Consider the following 19729-nt stretch of genomic DNA (forward strand, 5'->3'; position numbering starts at 1 on the left):
TATTATATGGTATTCCACATTTTTTTATGGTATAATATTTACAAGGAAAGGGAAGTGAAAATATGAAATTAGGAGATAATGTAGATATAATAGCACCATTAAATGTAAAAACAGCCGATTCGGAAACAGGTTATCTTTTGTTAAATCCGACGCTTGTAAATAATGGTAAGATAGAAAGCTTCGAAAATGCGGAAGTTCCTGAAAGATATAGAAATGGAAAAAATAAAATAAATGAAAAATACTTTGTAAAAAAGAACGATGTGCTGTTTCAGGCAAAAGGGAGTAAAATAGAAGTTGTATATGTTGATAAGGAATATGAAAATGTACTTCCTGCAACACTTTACTTCATCTTGCGGGCAAATGACAAAATAAATCCTAAATATTTACAATGGCTTTTAAAGACAGAACTACTGCTACTTTATTTTGAAAAGAAATATAAAACTATGAGTGCTGTCAGAGCTGTAAATAAGACTGATATTGTTGAGCTTGATATAGACTTGCCTGATAGAAAAGAACAGGATAGAATGGTTGAAATAATAACAAGTTTTGAAAAAGAGGAAGAAAATACAAGAGAATATCTGAAAATAAAGAAAAAATATATCGAAGAAAAAATTCTAGCGAAAAATAAGGTGATAATAAATGAAGAATAAATTCTTTGAACTTGTAACAGATGAGTTGGAAAACAATAAAAATCAGAAAAAATTACAGATTTTGAAAATGTCTCTACTTTTATATATTATTTGTGTAAGCGAGGTTGTTTATGAAGAGTTGGAAGATTTAAGAGACGATAATTATTTATTTCTGGAATACTTAAATAATTTTGGATTTGAATATGACTTGAATGGCACGTATTTGGAAAATATGAAAAATTTATCAAGTAGAATAACTATATTTAATGAGATATATGACTTTATAGAAGAACATCCAGATAAACAGGTATTTATTGAAAGCTTGTCAGAAATGGAAATGGAATTAAAACTGAATATTTTAAGAGGAAAATATGCAAAAATTACACAAAACTATATCGATAACGTAATTAATTTACCAATTACACGTGATGAAAGCGTTAATCAATTATCGCTGGATATTTTAGAAATAAATAATAATGAAATATTATACAGTGTTGATTTTTTTGAAGAAAATAATTTTTATCGTGAAAAAATGAAAGATATTGAAAAAATACAATTACTAAAATTTTATATTCATTAAAAAATTCGTCTTCTAATAAGGATTCAGCAGTAATTTTGACAAAAAATTTAGATACTAATAAATTCTTATACAGTTTTTAAAGGAAAGTAAAAGGGAATGATAGAAAAAGATGCTTTTACTTATTAAAAAATGAAGAAATGGAAGATTTTATAAAATCTGATAAAATAGAATATGTAGTCGCAATTCCTTTTAACAACACGTTAAAAAATCAAGTGATAATATTCAATGAAAAAAGAAAACAAAAATAATATATTATTTGTTCAATCACAGCACTTTTGAAAAAGGAAGCGAAAAATAAAGCCTGAAAATTATAAGGAATTAGTTGAAATAATTAAGAAAAACAAGAAATAAACGGTATTTCAAAGTTAGTTTCCAATGAAACAATATTAAGAAGAAAATGTAATTTGGATATTTTAGGATATGTTTTTAAAACTAAGGAAAAAGTTAATTTAGAAGAATTAAAGCAAAATAGGGACAAAATTTTTGAATTAATGACAATAAACAGAAAAAAATGTGATGACTTAGTAAATAGTTATCTGGAAGAGGAATAAATTTAATAATAAAAATAGAAAGAAAGGTTATAATTTATGAAATTATTAACAATAAATGTACACGCATGGTTAGAAGAAAATCAAATGGAAAAAATTGATATTTTAGCAAAAGATATAGCTGAAAAGCAATATGATGTAATAGCAATGCAGGAGGTAAATCAGCTTATGAATAATCCTGTGATTTTTGATGATATAAGACAGGAAAACTATGGATGGGTTCTTCTGGAAAAATTACAGGAATATACAGATACTGACTATTATTACCATTGGAGTAACTCACATATTGGATTTAGTAAATATAACGAAGGCGTGGCAATAATAACAAGGCATAAAATCAAAGATGAAGATGAGTTTTACTGTACTTTTGCACAGTCAGTAAGAACAATATCAGCAAGAAGAATAGTTAGTATCACTATTAATTATAATGGACAGGATGTTGAATTTTACAGCTGTCACATGAATTTACCAAATTGTGAAACTGAAGATATGGGAGAAAATTTAAGAAATATTTTGAACAGATCTAAAACTGATAATTTAAAAATATTAATGGGTGATTTTAATACAGATGCCAATGGGAATCCTGAAGATTATCAAAAAATTTTAAATCAAGGCTTATTTGATACATATACACTCGCTGAAAAAAAAGATAGTGGTGTGACAGTAGATAAAGGAATACATGGATGGGCTCAAGATAAATCAAAAAAGAGAATAGACTACATATTTTGTACTAAGGAAATCAAAGTAAAAGAAAGTAAAGTTATCTTTAATGGAAAAAATAAAGGTGTAGTGTCAGATCACTTTGGTGTAGAAGTGGAAATAGAAATTTAAATTTAAATGAAAAAATAATAATTTTAAAATGAATTTATAATTCTAAATATATGCATAAACCCAGTAATAATCGTTGTTTTTTTATACAGCGATTATTTTTTTGCAAAAAAATTTGAAAAAAGATATACGTAAATGTATTGACAATTTAAAAAAGTGTGGTATATTTAAAATAAGGAAAAAATAAATCAAATATATAAAAATTTTTAGGAGGTATTCAACTATGATGAAAAAAATTCAACGATTCGGTGGAGCGATGATGGCACCAGTTCTATTGTTTGCATTCACTGGGATAGTCGTAGGATTGTCTTCTGTATTTACTAATACACAAGTTATGGGAAGTATTGCTGAAGAAGGGACAATGTGGCATAGCTTCTGGTATGTAGTACAAGAAGGTGGTTGGACAGTATTTAGACAAATGCCTATATTATTTGCTATAGGACTGCCGATCAGTTTAGCAACAAAGACAAATGCAAGAGCATGTATGGAAACATTTGCATTATACACAACATTTAATTATTTTGTAGCGGCAATATTGAAAGTATTTTATAAAATAGATGCAGCTGAACAAATAGCTAATAAAGTAACAGGATATTCTGCAATAGGTGGAGTTCCAACATTAGATACAAATTTATTTGGTGGTATTTTAATAGCAGCGTTAGTAGTATATTTGCATAATAAATATTTTGACAAGAAATTGCCTGATTTCTTAGGAGTATTCCAAGGATCAGTATTCGTATACATGGTAGGGTTTGTAGTTTTAATCCCTTGTGCATTCTTAACAGTTCTAATTTGGCCTAAAGTTCAATTGGGAATTGGTGCAATGCAAGGATTTATGAAAGCTTCAGGAATATTTGGAGTATGGATTTACACATTCTTAGAAAGAATATTAATTCCAACTGGATTACATCACTTTGTTTATACACCGTTTATATTTGGACCAGCAGCAGTTCCTGGAGGAATTCAAGTTTACTGGGTTGAACATATAAAAGAATTTGCTCAAAGTACTCAATCATTAAAATCTTTATTCCCGCAAGGAGGATTTGCTCTACACGGAAACTCAAAAATATTTGGTGCAATAGGAATAGCTCTTGCTATGTATGCTACTGCTAAACCTGAGAAAAAGAAAACTGTAGCAGCATTATTGATACCAATAGTATTTACAGCAGTAGTTTCAGGTATAACTGAACCATTAGAATTCACATTCTTATTTATAGCTCCAGTATTATTTGCAGTTCATGCTGTTTTAGCGGCAACAATGGCAGCAACAATGTATGCTTTTGGAGTAGTTGGAAATATGGGTGGAGGACTTCTTGACTTCTTATTCCTAAACTGGGTTCCAATGTTTAAAAATCACTCTGGAACAGTAATTACTCAAATAATAATAGGATTAATATTCACAGTAATATACTTCTTTGTATTTAAATTCTTAATTCAAAAAATGAATTTGAAAACTCCAGGTAGAGAAGAAGAAGACGAAGAAATGAAACTTTATACTAAAGCTGATTATAAAGCTAAACATGGTGAAGGTGGAGCACAAGGTTCAGCAGCCATAGCTGGTGGAGATGAATATGCTCAAAAAGGTGCAATCATTCTTGAAGCATTAGGTGGAAGAGAAAATATCGAAGAACTTAATAACTGTGCGACTAGACTTAGAGTAAGTGTAAAAGATCCAAGCAAATTATCACCAGATGCAGCATTTAAAGCAGCAGGAGCTCATGGTGTAGTTAGAAAAGGATCAGCTATTCAAGTAATCATCGGATTGTCAGTACCTCAAGTAAGAGAAAGAATCGAAGAAATGATGAAAAAAGGATAAAAATAAAATTTGATAAATAATTGAAATTAAATTTTATAAAAAAATTAAGAAAGAATTTTCAAAAGTCAAAAATTTTAAAGTTTTAAAATATAAGACTTAAGAAAGTTCTTTCTTTTATTTTTAAAATACTTATCTTTTTGCAATGGCACTAAAAGTAAATTTTTCAGGATGATGAATTATTGTTTCATATTGAAACAGTGTTCCATTTGAGAGATATGCATGAGTTTCAATAACGACAACCATATTTATATCCTTTAGTTTAAGGTATTTTTGCTCTTTAGGAGTAATTTTTCTAAAACTAATATTTCTACGTGAATAAGCTATTTTTAACTTAAGTTCGTTTTCTAGATACTTATATATTGATCTTTTTGCTATTTCTTCGTTTAGAAAAGGTACGATTCTTCTGTCAAAAAAACTGGTAGAATAATTTAAAATTTCGCCATCTAACGAATTAGTACGTACAACTTTGTAAAAATCAGCACTTTCAGATACTTGAAATTCCTCCATTAACTTTTCTACTCCTTGAACAATGTATAAACTGATTAAATCAGTTTCAAGATGAATATTTTGAAGCTTGCTAATTTCTTGTACAGTCTGAATGGAAGTTATAGAGATGTTTTCTAGATTTTTTTTCTCTAGCACAATTGATTTTTTCCCTTTTACTTTCTGTATAAGGCCTTCTCTTTCTAACATAGAAAGTGCTTTTCTTACAGTAAGTTTGGAAAAATTATAGTCTATTGCTAAGTCATCTTCTTTTTTTAAAAAATCTCCTGATTTCAGAGTTCCATTTTTAATTTGTTCTTTAATATCGTGATATACTTTTTCATATTTTTTCATTTATTTATACAAACCTTTCATAGAATATTTTATATATACTTAAATCTTTTGAAAGCTAAACTGATAAAAATTGAACAAAGTTAAGATTTAAGTAAAATAATTGTAATTTTTGAAATCATAGTTAATCCGATTTGGAGAAAATATATAAATTAGACACAGATATAACTTAAGTTTTTGCTATTATATAAATTAGATTTACTATAAGTATCAATACTACTATTGTAATTATACACTAAATAAGAGCAAATATCAACAAAAATAAAAAAGATTTATATAATTCTTTTAAAATATTTAAAAAGATTTATATAAAAGTATTGACTTTTTTAAAAAAGTATGTTATTATAATGATGTAAATAGGAAATAAAAATAGAAATAGAAATGGAGATGATTATTTATGAAGAAATTTTCAATTGTAGTAGCTGGTGGTGGGAGTACATTTACTCCAGGAATTGTGTTGATGTTACTTGAAAATTTAGATAAATTTCCGATTAGACAGATAAAATTTTACGATAATGATGCAGAAAGACAGGAAGTTATAGCAAAGGCTTGTGACATTATTATAAAGGAAAAAGCACCTGATATTAACTTTGTTTATACAACAGATCCTGAAACTGCGTTTACTGATATTGACTTTGTTATGGCACATATAAGAGTTGGAAAATATGCAATGCGTGAAAAAGATGAAAAAATACCTTTAAGACACGGAGTATTAGGACAAGAAACTTGCGGACCTGGAGGAATTTCTTATGGAATGCGTTCAATTGGTGGAGTTATCGAGTTAGTTGATTATATGGAAAAATATTCACCAAATGCATGGATGTTAAACTATTCAAACCCTGCAGCAATTGTAGCAGAAGCAACTAGAAGATTACGTCCAAATTCTAAAATATTAAATATTTGTGATATGCCAATCGGAATTGAAATAAGAATGGCTGAAATGCTTGGACTTAAATCAAGAAAAGATATGGTAATTAGATACTTTGGATTAAATCACTTTGGATGGTGGACAGACATTAGAGATAAAGAAGGAAATGATTTAATGCCTGCATTAAGAGAAAAAGTGGCAAAAATTGGATATAATGTAGAAATTGAAGGAGAAAATACAGAAGCAAGCTGGAATGACACATTCACAAAAGCAAGAGATGTATTTGCAATTGATCCTACAACAATGCCAAATACTTACTTAAAATACTACTTCTTCCCTGATTACGTAGTAGAACACTCAGACCCTAATCACACAAGAGCAAATGAAGTAATGGAAGGAAGAGAAAAATTTGTATTTGGAGAATGTAAAGCAATCGCTGAAAAAGGAACTGCAAAAGATAGCAAACTTCACGTTGACGATCACGCTTCATATATAGTTGACTTAGCAAGAGCAATCGCTTACGATACAAAAGAAAGAATGTTATTAATAGTAGAAAATGACGGAGCAATCTCAAACTTTGATCCAACTGCAATGGTTGAAGTGCCTTGTATAGTAGGTTCAAATGGACCAGAAAAAATTGTTCAAGGTAAAATCCCTCAATTCCAAAAAGGATTAATGGAACAACAAGTATCAGTTGAAAAATTGGTAGTAGAAGCATGGATTGAAGGTTCATACCAAAAACTTTGGCAAGCAATTACATTATCAAGAACTGTACCAAGTGCATCTGTTGCAAAAGCAATATTGGATGACTTAATTGAAGCAAATAAAGACTTCTGGCCAGTGTTGAAATAATTAACAAATATACTTAATTTATAGGATTATCTCAAAAGTTTAAAAATTTATTTATGAATTATTCTTAACTTGTGAGATAATCTTTTTATTGATAATATAAAATAATTCTGAAAAAGGAGAGAATATGGATACAAAAAAACTAGATAAAAAATGGTGGAAAAAAGAAGTTGGATATCAAATATATCCAAGAAGTTTTTATGACAGCAACAATGATGGAATTGGAGATTTGAATGGAATTACGGAAAAATTGGATTATCTAAAAGAACTGGGAATAACTCTTATCTGGATTTGTCCTGTGTATAAGTCGCCAATGGATGACAATGGATACGATATTTCTGATTATTATGATATAAATCCTGAATTTGGAACAAAGGAAGATTTGGAAAGATTAATTGTAGAGGCGGAAAAAAGAGGAATAAAGATAATTTTAGATTTAGTAATTAATCATACTTCAGATGAGCATGAGTGGTTTTTGGAAGCATTAAGAAATCCTGAAAGCAAGTATAGAAATTATTATATTTTTAAAAGAGGAAAAAATGGACTGCCACCAACAAACTGGAGAAGCCATTTTGGAGGTTCTGCTTGGGAAAAAGTTGAAGGGGAAACTGATGGAAATGGGGATGAAATGTATTATTTACATTTATTTTCAAAGAAGCAGCCTGATTTAAATTGGGAAAATCCTGAAGTAAGGGAAGAACTTTATAAAATGGTAAATTACTGGCTAGAAAAGGGAATAGCTGGATTCAGGGTAGATGCCATAAATTCAATAAAAAAAGATAAAAATTACTTAGATTTGCCTGTTGACGGTGCAGATGGATTTGCACATAATATAAAGTATACTTTAAATCAGCCGGGAATTGAGGAATTTTTGGGAGAATTAGCAAAAGAAACTTTTAAAAAATATAACTGCATGACTGTAGCTGAAACACCTTTGCTGGAATACGAAAGATATAATGATTTTATTGGTGAAGATGGATTTTTTTCAATGATTTTTGATTTTAGTTATTCTGATTTAGATATGGCAAAGGAAGGATTTTATTATTCAGTACAGGATGTGAAAGTGAAAGAATTAAGAAACAAAATTTTTGAAAGTCAGTTGACACAGCAGAAATATGGATGGGGAGCACCATTTTTAGAAAATCACGATTTGCCAAGAAGTTTGAATAAATTTTTAGGGAAGAAAGCAAATGAAATAAATGCAAAATTACTTGCGACATTGTTTTTCTTTTTACGTGGGACACCGTTTATTTATCAGGGACAGGAAATAGGAATGGACAATTTTGAGAGAACTGATATAGCACAGTTTGATGATATTGCCAGCAAAGATCAGTATCAACGTGCATTGGGAGAAGGTTTTTCTCCTAAAGAAGCGCTATATTTTGTAAACAAAAGAAGCCGTGACAATTCAAGAACACCTTTCCAATGGAATAGCAGTAAAAATGCTGGATTTTCAAAAAATGAAGATGTAAAAGCATGGATAGAATTAACTGGAAGTCAAGATAAAGTAAATGCAGAATCTCAAATAAATAATGAAAATTCAATTTTTGCCCATTATAAGAAAATGATTGATTTACGACAGAATGGAAAATATTCAGATTGCCTGATTTTTGGAGAATTTGTTCCAGTAGAATTAGAAAATGATGAAATAATCGCATATGTAAGAAAATATGAAAATCAGCAAGTTCTTTGTATTAATAATTTTTCTGATAAAAAACAGAAAGTGGAGCTAAGCGAAATTGCTAAAAATATTGATGAAACAGAAATCAAGCTAGGAGATATTCTGATTAATAATTATGAGAATATTGAAAATGATGGCAATGTGTTAGTTTTGGAAGGATACCAAAGTTTATTAGTGGAAATTCATATGTTATAAAAGACTTTACAGAAATATCAATAGATAATTTGTATAGTAAAACTAGTTTAAAACAGAACTCAAAAATTATGACTATTTTACTCCAACCCTAAATTGTATAATTTCTATCAGTTCAATTTTAAATGGGTTCGAGTATAATTTGAAAAATATATAAAATAAAAAACTGTCTTTTATTCTTAAAAAAGGAATATTGGACAGTTTTTTTATATGGTTTAATGAGATTAAATTTCCTTTTCTAGTCTCATTTTTTTAATAATATTGCTTGGAAGATATATTTCAATAATGGACTTTTTGCTAGAATAATATTTTACAAAAATTCTAATATATTTATTTGAAAATTCAAAAGAGTCGTTATCGTTGAAATAGCTGATAGAATCAATATTTTTTAATTTAAAGTTATTCATAAGTTCTTCAATTTTTGGATAATGTCTTTTAATTTTGTTAAGTTTTCTTGTAAGTGTGTAAAATAGGACTATTGGTGATTTAACAGTTTTTGATACATTTACAAAAAGTTTTAGATTGTTTGAGGCTAGATTAAGCATAAGAGCTTTTTTAAATTTTTTCAAAATCTTCAGAATTTTTGGCATAATTTATATTGTCGTAGACATATTTATATCCTCTTTTTGACACATAAAGTACAAATAGATGATAAATTTCTTCAGGATTGGAAATTTTTTCTTTAATAAGTTCCAGCATTTTATAAATTTTATTATCAAAAGGCTTGTAGGATTGTTTTGATTTATTTATAGAAAAACTTATTGAGGTAATTTTATTCGTTGCTTTTTTGTGTTCTTTTATTTTTTCATATTCAATTGAAAAATCTGTAAAAGTATTTATATCCAGTATAGCTTTCTTTAAAATATACTTTTCAAAATCAAAAAATCTTTCATATTTATCATTTGCGTTTAGGTAAGTTTTTACTAATGAAACTGGTAGAGTGATTTCGTTCTTATCTTTAAAATTTTTAATAATATTGTTATAAAAACTGAATGAGAAAGAATCATTCATAAAAATAAATTTTTCAATTTCAAGAAGGGAAAAAAAGTTTTTTTTGAGAGAAAAGCAGTTTTTAAATTCTTCAGTAAAAAATATGTGACAATAATCAGAATATAAAACAAAAGATGAAATGATTCCAAAGGAGCCTGAAAATTGCATATCTGTAGAAAAAAATATATGTTTTTCTATTAAAGCATTAAAAAATGGGGTAAAATCATTAATTGAAGGGAAATCGAGTATGGAAAGCAGTTCTTCAAATCTAATTTCAGCTTTTTCTAAAAATGACGAATCTGATGCAATTCTAAAGAATAATAATTTAAAAAGTTTTTTTCATTTTTTGTTATTTTTTTGAAAATTTAAGATTAATAGTATTTTTAAATTTGTAAATTTTTCTGAAAAATAAATATCCATTCTATTCTCCTAACTGACGAAAGAAAATTTATAAGTTTCGTTTAATTTTTATATTAAAATTTTTTTATTATAAAGTATTTATAATTAGACGAAAAAGCTAAATAATTATTCGTCTTTTATTTATTATATCTTAAATTAAAGAAAAAATCAACTAATAAATAATATAAAAAATATTAAATTAATAATTAAAAATTTTTTTGACAAAATGAAAAATGTGGGGTATAACGATAGTGAAAAGCAGAAGAATTTAATGATAGAGTTAAAATTGGAGGACAAAAGATGGGAAAAAGATTATTAAGTTGTTTTACTAGTGATTTTAGTAAAATGTCAGGACAAGATTTAAAGAATGCAATTAAAGCAAGTGAAGGAAGAACAGTGCTTTCAGAAAATGTTACAGGAAGAAGAAGCGTTACAGGAGATGTTACAAATAGCGAATTAGCAAGAGCATTTGGAGCAGATCTTATATTATTGAATGGATTAGATGTGTATAATCCTGTTATAGCAGCTTTGCCTGAAAGTGATGAACCAATAAAGCTTTTGAAAAAACTTACAGGTAGACCAGTAGGTCTGAATCTTGAGCCTGTAGACTTGAATGCGGATATGATGGAGGAAATAGAGATTATTCCTGAAGGAAGAATGTGTTCTGAGGCAACATTAAAAAAAATAGAGGAAATGGGATTTGACTTTGTATGTCTTACAGGAAATCCAGGTACAGGAGTTACAAACAATCGAATTTCAGAAGGAATAAAACAGGCTAAAAAACATTTTAGCGGAATGGTAATAGCAGGAAAAATGCATTCAGCAGGAGTTGATGAACCTGTCGCAAATTTAGATGTTGTAAAAGAATTTATCGAAAGCGGTGCAGATGTCATTATGCTTCCAGCTGTGGGAACAGTACCTGGCTTTACTCAAGATGAAATGATAAAGGCTGTAAGATTTATTAAGGAAAATGGAGCATTATCAATGTCTGCGATAGGAACAAGTCAAGAAAGCTCAACAAGAGAAACAATAAGACAAATAGCAATAATGAATAAAATAGCTGGAGTGGATATTCAACATATTGGAGATGCTGGATATTCAGGAGTTGCAAATTATGAAAATATAATGGAACTGTCAATCGCCATAAGAGGTGTAAGACACACAATTAGAATGATTGCTGCTTCAAATAATAGATAAAAATAAAAAATATAATAAATTATAAATTATACATAATTGGAGGAGGATTTTATGAAAAGAATATATTTGTTTTGTGCTTTGGGAATGTCTACAAGCTTAGTTGCCAAAAAAATGCAGGATGTGGCAGATAAGCATAGTCTTCCTGTTGAAGTAAAGGCTTTTCCTGACAATAAGATAGATGTTATTGTTGAAGAATTTCATCCAGATATAATATTGCTTGGGCCTCAAGTAAAATTTAAATTTGAAGAAACAGCTTCAAAATATGAGCCAAAGGGAATTCCTGTGGCAGTAATTGATTTGGAAGATTATGGAAAAATCGATGGAGAACGTATTTTAAAAAGAGCAATAAAAATACTAAAAGAAAAGGCGGTAAAGGAAGATGTTTGATAAATTAGAGAAAGTTTTAGGACCTTTGGCTACTAAATTAAGCAGTAATAAAGTTTTAACAGCAATCCGTGATGGATTTTTAGTAGGTACACCGTTAATTATAGTAGCTTCAATATTTTTAGTTATTGGGAATTTTCCAATTCCTGGATATACAGAGTTTATTGCAAAATTTTTGGGAAAGGGATGGGATGGACACCTTGATGCAGTTATCAATTCTACATTTGGTATAATAGCTCTTCTTGGGGTTATTGGTATTGGTTATTATTATGGTAAAGAAAAAGGAATAGAAGGTATTGCGGGAGCTGCAGTTTCATTAGTTGCATTTCTGATTATAAGTCCTCAGACACATCCGCTTTTTGTAGATAAGGAGGGTAAAGCTTTTAGCGGATTTGCATTAGGGAATTTAGGAACAAAAGGATTATTTTTAGCAATGATTACAGCATTGGTTTCTGTAACAATATTTACGGCAATTAAAAATAAAGGATGGACAATAAAATTGCCAGATGGTGTGCCACCTGCGGTAATGAATTCATTTGCAGCATTGATTCCAAGTATGTTTGTTATGTTTACATTCTTTATAATAAGACTTGGATTCTTGTTCTTGACAAAAGAAGGATATGCACATGATTTTATTTACAAAGTATTGCAGGCACCTTTGATGGGATTTGGTCAAAGCCTTATATTTGAGCCTATTTATCAATTTTTGTCAACATTATTCTGGTTCTTTGGTATAAACGGTCCAGCAGTTACAAATACTATTTTCAATCCTATACATTTAGCATTGACTGCTGAGAACCTAGCTGCATATAATGCACATCAACCTTTGCCTAATATATTCGCAGGACCATTTGGAGACTTCTTCTGTAACTTTGGTGGTGGAGGAAGTACACTATCTCTTGTATTGCTTATGATATTTAAAGGTAAATCAGAACGTATGAAAAAATTAGGTAAATTGTCTATAGTCCCAGGAATCTTTGGTATAAATGAAATGGTTATATTTGGACTTCCAGTTGTATTAAATCCAATTATTGCAGTACCATTTTTATTGGTTCCACTTGTTAATACGATTTTGTCCACAGCTGCCACTTTGTTAAATATTATACCTCGTACAACGGGAGTTTTACTACCTTGGACAACACCAATGTTCTTTTCAGGATGGCTGGCTACAGGAAGTATAGTTGCAGGTATTTTCCAAATAATACTGGTTATAATTGGATGCCTTATTTACTACCCATTCTTTAAAGTGCTTGATACACAGTACTTGAAAGAAGAAACTCAACCAGTAGAACAAAATGAGAAAGACGATTTAGAAGATATTTCTCTTGATGATATCTCGTTCTAATGTATAAATTTATATTGAATAAGGCTGTTTCAAAATTAATTATAAAATTTGATTTTGGAGCAGTTTTATTTGTTATTAAAGACTATTCAAAATATACTCAAACCTATTTTAACTTAAACTGCTAAAATTATATAAATTTATTGTTTGAGTAAAATAGTCATAGCTTTTGAGTTTAGTTTTAAATAAGTTTTACTATAAAAAAGTATTATTGTTAGTGAATACAAAAAAATGAAAGCAGAATTTTGAGAGAAAAGAGGAAAGATAATGAAAATAGTTTTATTTTTTGATCAGATTCAATCTGGAACAGGCGGAAAAGAAGGTGCTAATGTAGAACTTGCACTTGAAAAGGGTGGAATGGGTTCGTACATGATGTTTTCAGAATATATAAAAAATATAGGTGGAACAGTGCTTGCAACAACATATTGCAGCGATAGTTATTTTAAGGAAAATCAGGAGCTTGTCCTTGAAAAAATGACAGGTCTTCTGAATAAGGTAAAAGCTGATATTCTTTTGTGTGGACCATGTTTCAACTATTACAACTATGCAGAAATGTCTTCTATTCTAGCAGAACATGTAAAAAAGGAAACAAATTGTAAACCTGTAGTTGTATGTTCAGAAGAAAATAAAGAAATAATAGATAAATATAAAAATGACTTAGTAATGATAAAAATGCCAAAAAAAGGTGGAGTAGGATTACGTGAATCACTACAGAATATGGCAAAAGTAATTAAGAAGGTTTACGATGGGGATAATTTATCCGAAGTGAGCGATTATATATATAAATAGTTAGGAAAAAATTATCACAAAAATTTAAACAAAATATATGAGAAGCAGAAATTTTTATATTATTTTTGAATATCTTTGGGATAGTTTTATCTATTAATTTATTTGTATTGTCAAATAAAAGAAATGGAGTAAATATGAGACTAAAAGAATTATGTCAGTTAAATGGAGTTTCAGGGGATGAGAAGGAAGTATATGATTTTTTATATAATGAATATAAAAAAAGAAATCTTTCAATAATAAAGGACAGACTTGGCTCTATTTTTGGTCTTAAAAAAGGAAATGATTCGTCATATAAAATAATGATAAGTTCCAACATGGATGAAAGTGGAGGAATGATTTCAGACATTAGAGAAGACGGACTGATGGAATTTTTAACAATAGGACTTTATGAAAAGAATCTGTTTGAACAGAGAACAGTAAAAGTACTTAACAGAAGACATGAAGAATATATAGGATTTATAGTAAAAAATGAAAATGAACTTTTACTTGATACAGGATATGGAAATAAAGAGGAAGTTTTAAAAGCGGGAATTCAGATTGGAGATATTTTTTTACTTGATGTTCCAACTTTATGCCTTCCAGAAGGAGAGATACTTTCTAAAAATCTTTCTAACAGGGCAGGGCTTGAGGTTGGTCTTGCAGTTCTGGATAAACTGGAAGAAGGTAGTGAGAATCTTACATTTGATGTAGCAGTAGGCGGGATATCCCATTCAGTAACAGGTCAGCGTGGAGCAATAACGGCAACGACTGCTGTAAAACCTGATATAGCTATTGTTATTGATGCAGCATATGTAAAAGAATCTAAAGAAAATGCCATATATATTCGCAGTTTTGATAAGTCAATGCTTCCAAATCAAATGTTAAAACAGGAATTTTATGAAGCTGCAAAGAAAAAAGGATATATTCCTGAAGGGCATGTTCAGATGGAAGCAACAGATGGGTCATTTATCCATAAGTCATTGGAGGGAACTCCAACAGTTGTGCTTGTACTGCCTTTAAAACATAAACAGGCTCTTCTAAATTCGTTAAAAGTAAAACACATAAATAATCTTAGTGATGTAATCATAGAGTTTATTAAGGGGCTGACTGCTGAAAAAATAGAAAAATTCGGATTTAAAGGGTGAGAAAAATGAATTTTGATATAAAATGGGAAGTTTTGAAGGAGCTGACAGAAACTTATGCAATTTCAGGATTTGAAGAGGATATTGTAGGTATATTGAAAAAGCATATAAATCTTCCATTTTCTCAGGATGGTCTTGGATCCTGCCTTTTTACAAAGGAAGGAGATGGTATTTCCATAATGATAGCCACTCATATGGATGAAGTAGGGTTTGTCATAAAGGAAATAGATGAGCAGGGGTATCTGTATTTTCAGAATGTAGGAAATATGTGGTCGCATGTTCTGCTTAATCAGAAGGTGGCAGTTATAAATGAAAAAAAGAATATATATTATGGTGTTATTGGTGGACCTGCAGTTCATTCAATAAAGGAAAAGGAAAGAGAAAAGGTATTGCCGATTGATAAATTGTATATCGATATGGGAGTCAGCAGTAAAAAAAGGATTGAGGAGCTGGGAATAAAAGTAGGAGATATGATATGTCCGTATGGAGAAATGATAGAGCTGAATGAAGAGGGGTACCTTGCAGGAAAAGCATTTGATAATCGTGTGAGTGTAGCAACAGGAATATGGCTTATGAATATGCTGAAAAAAGAAAATACAGGCAATAAGGTTACTCTCGCGGCAACAGTACAGGAGGAAGTTGGGCTAAGAGGTGCAAGAACAACAGCACATAAAGTATTTCCTGACCTGGCAATAGCTGTAGATACTACTTTGGCAGGGGATACCCCCTTGAATAAAAATAATATAAAGCTTGGAAAAGGAGTAGCTATTAATGTTATTGATTCAATGACCATAATGAACAGGGGACTACTTATTTATATTGAAAATCTATGCAGAAAGAATGACATTCCTTATCAGCTGAGCTGTTTTACAGATGGTGGGACTGATGCAGGAAATATTCATAAGTCAAGAACTGGAATACCTGCAACAACTTTATCTATACCTATGAGATACATGCATACTCATCTTGGAGTCGTACATAAGGATGATATTATTGCGACATTGAAACTGCTGAAACTGATAGTAGAAGATCTGACTCCTGAAAAGTATGACAGAATACTGAAGGAAAACTATAATTACAGTGAATAAGATGAAAAAACTTGAGGAGGTAAGAAGATGTGGGGAATAATTGCAACATGGTGCATGGCATATGATGGTGTCAAAGAAGCCTCGGAAATACTGAAAAATGATGGAAAAGCGGGAGAGGCGATAGAAACAGCAATAAAAAATGTTGAAGATTTTCCTTTTTATAAATCTGTAGGTTACGGTGGACTTCCAAATGAAGAAATGGAAGTGGAACTGGATGCGGCATACATGGATGGAAGCAACTTTGATTTTGGTGCAGTATGTGCTATTAAAGATTTTGCTAATCCTATATCTGTTGCCAGAGATTTGAGTCATTTAAATGAAAATAGCATGTTAGTAAGTGAAGGCGCAGAAAAATATGCGCATAAAAAAGGTTTTGAAAGAAAAAATATGCTTACAGAAAGGGCAAAAATACATTATAGAAACAGATTGAAGGATATGGCACATATAAAAAAAATAGAAATAAAGCCCTATTCAGGACATGATACGGTTGGTATGGTGTGCCTTGATAAGGAAGAAAATATAGTTGCAGGAACTTCTACAAGCGGACTTTTCATGAAAAAGAAAGGAAGAGTTGGAGACTCGCCTGTAATCGGTTCAGGACTCTATGCTGACAGTGAGATTGGAGGAGCAAGTGCAACAGGACTTGGAGAAGATATAATGAAGGGGATAATTTCATATGAGATAGTAAAACTTATGGAAAGTGGTCTTTCTCCTCAGAAAGCATGTGAAAAGGCTGTCTTCACTTTTGAAAAGAAATTGATAAGAAAAAGAGGAAAAGCAGGAGATATTTCTGTAATTGCCATGAATAACAAAGGAGAATGGGGAGTAGCTACGAATATTGAGAATTTTTCCTTTGTCGCAGGAAATGAAAAAGCTCCTGTAAAAGTATACAGGACAAAAAGAAAAGGCGATGAAATGCTACATGAAGAAGCGACTGAAGAGTGGCTGCAGGAGTATATCAATGAAAGAACGAAACCTCTTATAGAAAAGTAAGGCAGGTAGAAAATGGATAAAAATATGGATGATAATAAAAAATATGATAAAAACAGGAATATTTCCGATGAGGAAATAATATTGAAAATAAAAGAAGAAGTGAAAAAAATACAGACTGAATTAATAGAGAAAATACGTGAATTAGTTTCAATTTACAGCATTCAAACGGAACCTGAAGAAAATGCCCCATTTGGAAAAGGGCCTGCCAAGGCACTGGATAAAGCTCTGGAAATATCAGAAAAACTCGGATTTAATACAGCGAATATAGATAATAAAATAGGTTATGCAGAATATGTATCGGAAGAAATAAGGGATTATGAGGAATATATAGGGATTTTTGGACATGTAGATGTTGTTCCTCTTGGTGAAGGGTGGAAGTATCCTCCATTAGGTGGAAAAATAGAAAATAATCGCATATATGGAAGAGGTGTTCTAGATAATAAAGGTCCCATTCTGTCAAATCTTTTTGCACTCCATATTCTGAAAAAATTAGGAATAAAATTTGATGTTCCTGTAAGAATAGTTTTCGGAACAAATGAAGAAACAGGATTTGCATGTGTAAAACATTATCTGACAAAGGAAAAAGCCCCTATTTTTGGCTGGACTCCTGATTGTAAATGGCCAGTTGTATATGGAGAAAGGGGAAGGCTTAAAGTAAGAATATATTCTGAAATGAAAGATTTAGAGAAATTATATGAATTTGTAAATGGATATATTTTATCAGCACCTAATAATGGTATAAAATTAAAAATAAACTTTAAGGATGATGATTTCGGAGAAATGATATTAAGAGGGTACAGATTTGGAATTGCTGAAAACAGACATTTTTTTGAATTTGTAATGAGTTATCCTGCAATATGTAAAAAAGAACAGCTTATGGATCTAATCAGGAGTAATCTGACTGAAGGAACGGAGTTGGAGGAAATTTCCAACTGGAATCCAGTTATATATGATAAAAGTTCTGAATATGTGCAGACTTTACAGAAGGTATATAATTATGTTACAGGCTTTGATGCAGAACCTGTAACAACTACAGGAGGAACTTACGCAAAGATAATTCCTAATATTATTGCATATGGTCCAAGTTTTCCAGGTCAGAAGGATATAGCACATTTACCTGATGAGTGGCTTGATTTATCAGATTTAGAGAAAATAACAGAGATTTATGCACTTTCATTATACGAAATAAGTAAGTTGAAAAATAGAAAAGAATAACTTGAAATAAAAAACTGTCTAATAGTCCTATTCTAAGATTAAAAGACAGTTTTTGAATAATTTGTTTAAAAATAATAATTTTATATAACTTTTTAGTCTAATTTTAGCGAAATTTTACTAAAATTAGTTATAGAATTTTTGGGGATCTGTAATTTCATTTTCACTTCTAGCTACAACCATTGTGCAGACAGCATCTCCTGTTATATTTACTGCTGTTCTGAACATATCTATTATTCTGTCAACACCGATTACAACACCAATTCCTTCAAGCGGTAATCCTGCTTGTTTTAATACAAGTGAAAGCATTAGCATACCTGCACCTGGAACACCTGCTGTACCAACAGAAGCCAGTACTGCTGTTAAAATAATTCCCAAATATTGTGTTGGACCTAAATGAATATTATAAAGATTTGCAATAAATACTGCAGCAACACCTTGCATAATTGCCGTACCGTCCATATTTACAGTTGCTCCTAAAGGAATTGTGAATGAACTTATTTCCTCGGAGATACCAAATTTTTCTGTTAAAGTTTCGATATTTACTGGGATTGTTGCATTGCTGCTGGATGTAGAAAATGCAACTGATATTACATTAAAGAATTTTTTGAAGAATCTTAATGGACTTACTTTTGCCATAGTTGTTAGCATTATTTGATAAACACCTGTATGAATAACAAATGCAAATAATGTTGCAGCCACAAATCCAAGCAATTTTACAAGCACATCCACACCTGTTGAAGCAACAACTTTTGAAATTAGTGCGAATACTCCCATTGGAGCAACTTCCATTATAAGTTCCACCATTTTTAACACAAGTTCATTTGCTTCTTCAAGTAAAGCTTTTAAATTTTTTACTTTATCTCCTAAAGCTGAAATTGCAACTCCTAATAGCAGAAAAAATACTATAATTGCAAGCATTTTTTCCTCTGACATTGCATTAATAATGTTTTTTGGAATCATATCAAGAAGAATATCAATAAGTTTACCTTGCTCCGCAATTTTAAATTCACCTTTAGGAAGTTCTCCATGAACCATTCCCATTCCGATTCCAGAAACTTTTGCTACAAATAATCCAATTACTACAGCAATAGCAGTAGTTGCAAAATAGAAACCCAAAACCTTTGTACCAATTCTTTTAAGTTTTTTTATATCTCCAATAGAAGCTGCTCCCATTGCAAGAGAAATAGAAACTAACGGTACAATCATAACTTTCATAAGATTGATAAACATTCCTCCAAAAAAAGCAAGGACTGAATCAATAACGACATCTTTTACGAAGGGATTTTTTGCAAAAGGACTTAATATCAGCCCAAATACAATCCCAAGTGCTAGCCCAACCATTATCCTAGTTGTTAATCCCATTTTTTTCATAGATTTTTTTACAGT

19 protein-coding genes are annotated in these 19729 nt (G+C 30.2%); 15 read left to right on the forward strand and 4 right to left on the reverse strand.

Going from position 1 to position 19729, the window contains the following annotated elements; translation table 11 throughout:
- Window positions 1-62 precede the first annotated feature (62 nt).
- The 5 genes from FVE75_RS03635 (at window position 63) to FVE75_RS03650 (ending at window position 4401) form a co-directional block, all read left to right on the forward strand.
- Entirely contained in the window at window positions 63-650 is a 588-nt protein-coding gene (locus FVE75_RS03635; RefSeq protein ID WP_147005259.1) for a restriction endonuclease subunit S, read from the forward strand.
- Window positions 640-1209, forward strand: coding sequence for a hypothetical protein (locus FVE75_RS03640; RefSeq protein ID WP_232052612.1), 570 nt, complete (start codon window positions 640-642; stop codon window positions 1207-1209). Before FVE75_RS03635 ends, FVE75_RS03640 begins: the two co-directional genes overlap by 11 nt.
- Window positions 1210-1613: 404 nt before the next feature.
- Window positions 1614-1760, forward strand: coding sequence for a hypothetical protein (locus FVE75_RS10905; RefSeq protein ID WP_172618767.1), 147 nt, complete (start codon window positions 1614-1616; stop codon window positions 1758-1760).
- Between the two features lie 36 nt (window positions 1761-1796).
- A complete protein-coding gene (locus FVE75_RS03645) occupies window positions 1797-2588 on the forward strand; it encodes an endonuclease/exonuclease/phosphatase family protein (RefSeq protein ID WP_147005260.1) in 792 nt (263 codons plus the stop codon).
- Window positions 2589-2808: 220 nt separating this feature from the next.
- On the forward strand, window positions 2809-4401 hold the full coding sequence (locus FVE75_RS03650; RefSeq protein WP_147005261.1) for an alpha-glucoside-specific PTS transporter subunit IIBC: 1593 nt from the start codon (window positions 2809-2811) through the stop codon (window positions 4399-4401).
- Window positions 4402-4530: 129 nt separating this feature from the next.
- On the opposite strand, the gene FVE75_RS03655 is transcribed toward FVE75_RS03650, so the two are convergent.
- On the reverse strand, window positions 4531-5238 hold the full coding sequence (locus FVE75_RS03655) for a GntR family transcriptional regulator (protein WP_147005262.1): 708 nt from the start codon (window positions 5236-5238) through the stop codon (window positions 4531-4533).
- Window positions 5239-5632: 394 nt separating this feature from the next.
- Between FVE75_RS03655 and FVE75_RS03660 the strand changes: the two genes are divergently transcribed.
- Window positions 5633-6955 (forward strand): 6-phospho-alpha-glucosidase, encoded by a 1323-nt coding sequence (locus FVE75_RS03660; RefSeq protein ID WP_147005263.1) that lies wholly within the window; start codon window positions 5633-5635, stop codon window positions 6953-6955.
- 124 nt (window positions 6956-7079) lie between these two features.
- Entirely contained in the window at window positions 7080-8828 is a 1749-nt protein-coding gene (locus tag FVE75_RS03665) for a glycoside hydrolase family 13 protein (protein WP_147005264.1), read from the forward strand.
- A 221-nt stretch (window positions 8829-9049) separates the two neighbouring features.
- Here the strand turns inward: FVE75_RS03665 and FVE75_RS11220 are convergent, their stop codons facing one another.
- Both FVE75_RS11220 and FVE75_RS11780 read right to left on the reverse strand, forming a co-directional pair.
- Window positions 9050-9394 carry a hypothetical protein gene (locus FVE75_RS11220; protein WP_232052613.1) on the reverse strand — a complete coding sequence of 115 codons (345 nt, stop codon included), beginning with the start codon at window positions 9392-9394 and terminating at the stop codon, window positions 9050-9052.
- Window positions 9381-9836, reverse strand: coding sequence for a hypothetical protein (locus FVE75_RS11780; protein WP_332069802.1), 456 nt, complete (start codon window positions 9834-9836; stop codon window positions 9381-9383). Before FVE75_RS11780 ends, FVE75_RS11220 begins: the two co-directional genes overlap by 14 nt.
- A 678-nt stretch (window positions 9837-10514) precedes the next feature.
- Between FVE75_RS11780 and FVE75_RS03675 the strand changes: the two genes are divergently transcribed.
- From FVE75_RS03675 to FVE75_RS03710, 8 genes are all read left to right on the forward strand, one after another.
- Window positions 10515-11411, forward strand: coding sequence for a DUF7916 family protein (locus tag FVE75_RS03675; protein ID WP_147005265.1), 897 nt, complete (start codon window positions 10515-10517; stop codon window positions 11409-11411).
- A 51-nt stretch (window positions 11412-11462) separates the two neighbouring features.
- Entirely contained in the window at window positions 11463-11798 is a 336-nt protein-coding gene (locus tag FVE75_RS03680; RefSeq protein ID WP_147005266.1) for a PTS sugar transporter subunit IIB, read from the forward strand.
- Window positions 11791-13140, forward strand: coding sequence for a PTS sugar transporter subunit IIC (locus tag FVE75_RS03685; protein WP_147005267.1), 1350 nt, complete (start codon window positions 11791-11793; stop codon window positions 13138-13140). The genes FVE75_RS03680 and FVE75_RS03685 overlap by 8 nt, the downstream gene beginning before the upstream one ends.
- 264 nt (window positions 13141-13404) lie before the next feature.
- A complete protein-coding gene (locus FVE75_RS03690) occupies window positions 13405-13926 on the forward strand; it encodes a GrdB-related putative oxidoreductase (RefSeq protein WP_147005268.1) in 522 nt (173 codons plus the stop codon).
- 134 nt (window positions 13927-14060) lie between these two features.
- Window positions 14061-15050: a hypothetical protein gene (locus FVE75_RS03695; protein ID WP_147005269.1), complete on the forward strand. Its 990-nt coding sequence runs from the start codon at window positions 14061-14063 to the stop codon at window positions 15048-15050.
- 5 nt (window positions 15051-15055) lie between these two features.
- Window positions 15056-16135, forward strand: a complete 1080-nt coding sequence (locus tag FVE75_RS03700) for a M42 family metallopeptidase (RefSeq protein WP_147005270.1) — start codon at window positions 15056-15058, stop codon at window positions 16133-16135.
- 27 nt (window positions 16136-16162) lie between these two features.
- On the forward strand, window positions 16163-17128 hold the full coding sequence (locus FVE75_RS03705; RefSeq protein WP_147005271.1) for a N(4)-(beta-N-acetylglucosaminyl)-L-asparaginase: 966 nt from the start codon (window positions 16163-16165) through the stop codon (window positions 17126-17128).
- A 12-nt stretch (window positions 17129-17140) separates the two neighbouring features.
- The gene (locus tag FVE75_RS03710; protein ID WP_232052614.1) at window positions 17141-18343 is read left to right on the forward strand and encodes a Sapep family Mn(2+)-dependent dipeptidase; all 1203 of its coding nucleotides are present in this window, start codon (window positions 17141-17143) and stop codon (window positions 18341-18343) included.
- A 123-nt stretch (window positions 18344-18466) separates the two neighbouring features.
- On the opposite strand, the gene FVE75_RS03715 is transcribed toward FVE75_RS03710, so the two are convergent.
- Window positions 18467-19714: a dicarboxylate/amino acid:cation symporter gene (locus FVE75_RS03715; RefSeq protein WP_147005272.1), complete on the reverse strand. Its 1248-nt coding sequence runs from the start codon at window positions 19712-19714 to the stop codon at window positions 18467-18469.
- Window positions 19715-19729: the final 15 nt, after the last annotated feature.

Source organism: Leptotrichia hongkongensis (genome assembly GCF_007990635.1).
Taxonomy (GTDB): domain Bacteria; phylum Fusobacteriota; class Fusobacteriia; order Fusobacteriales; family Leptotrichiaceae; genus Leptotrichia; species Leptotrichia hongkongensis.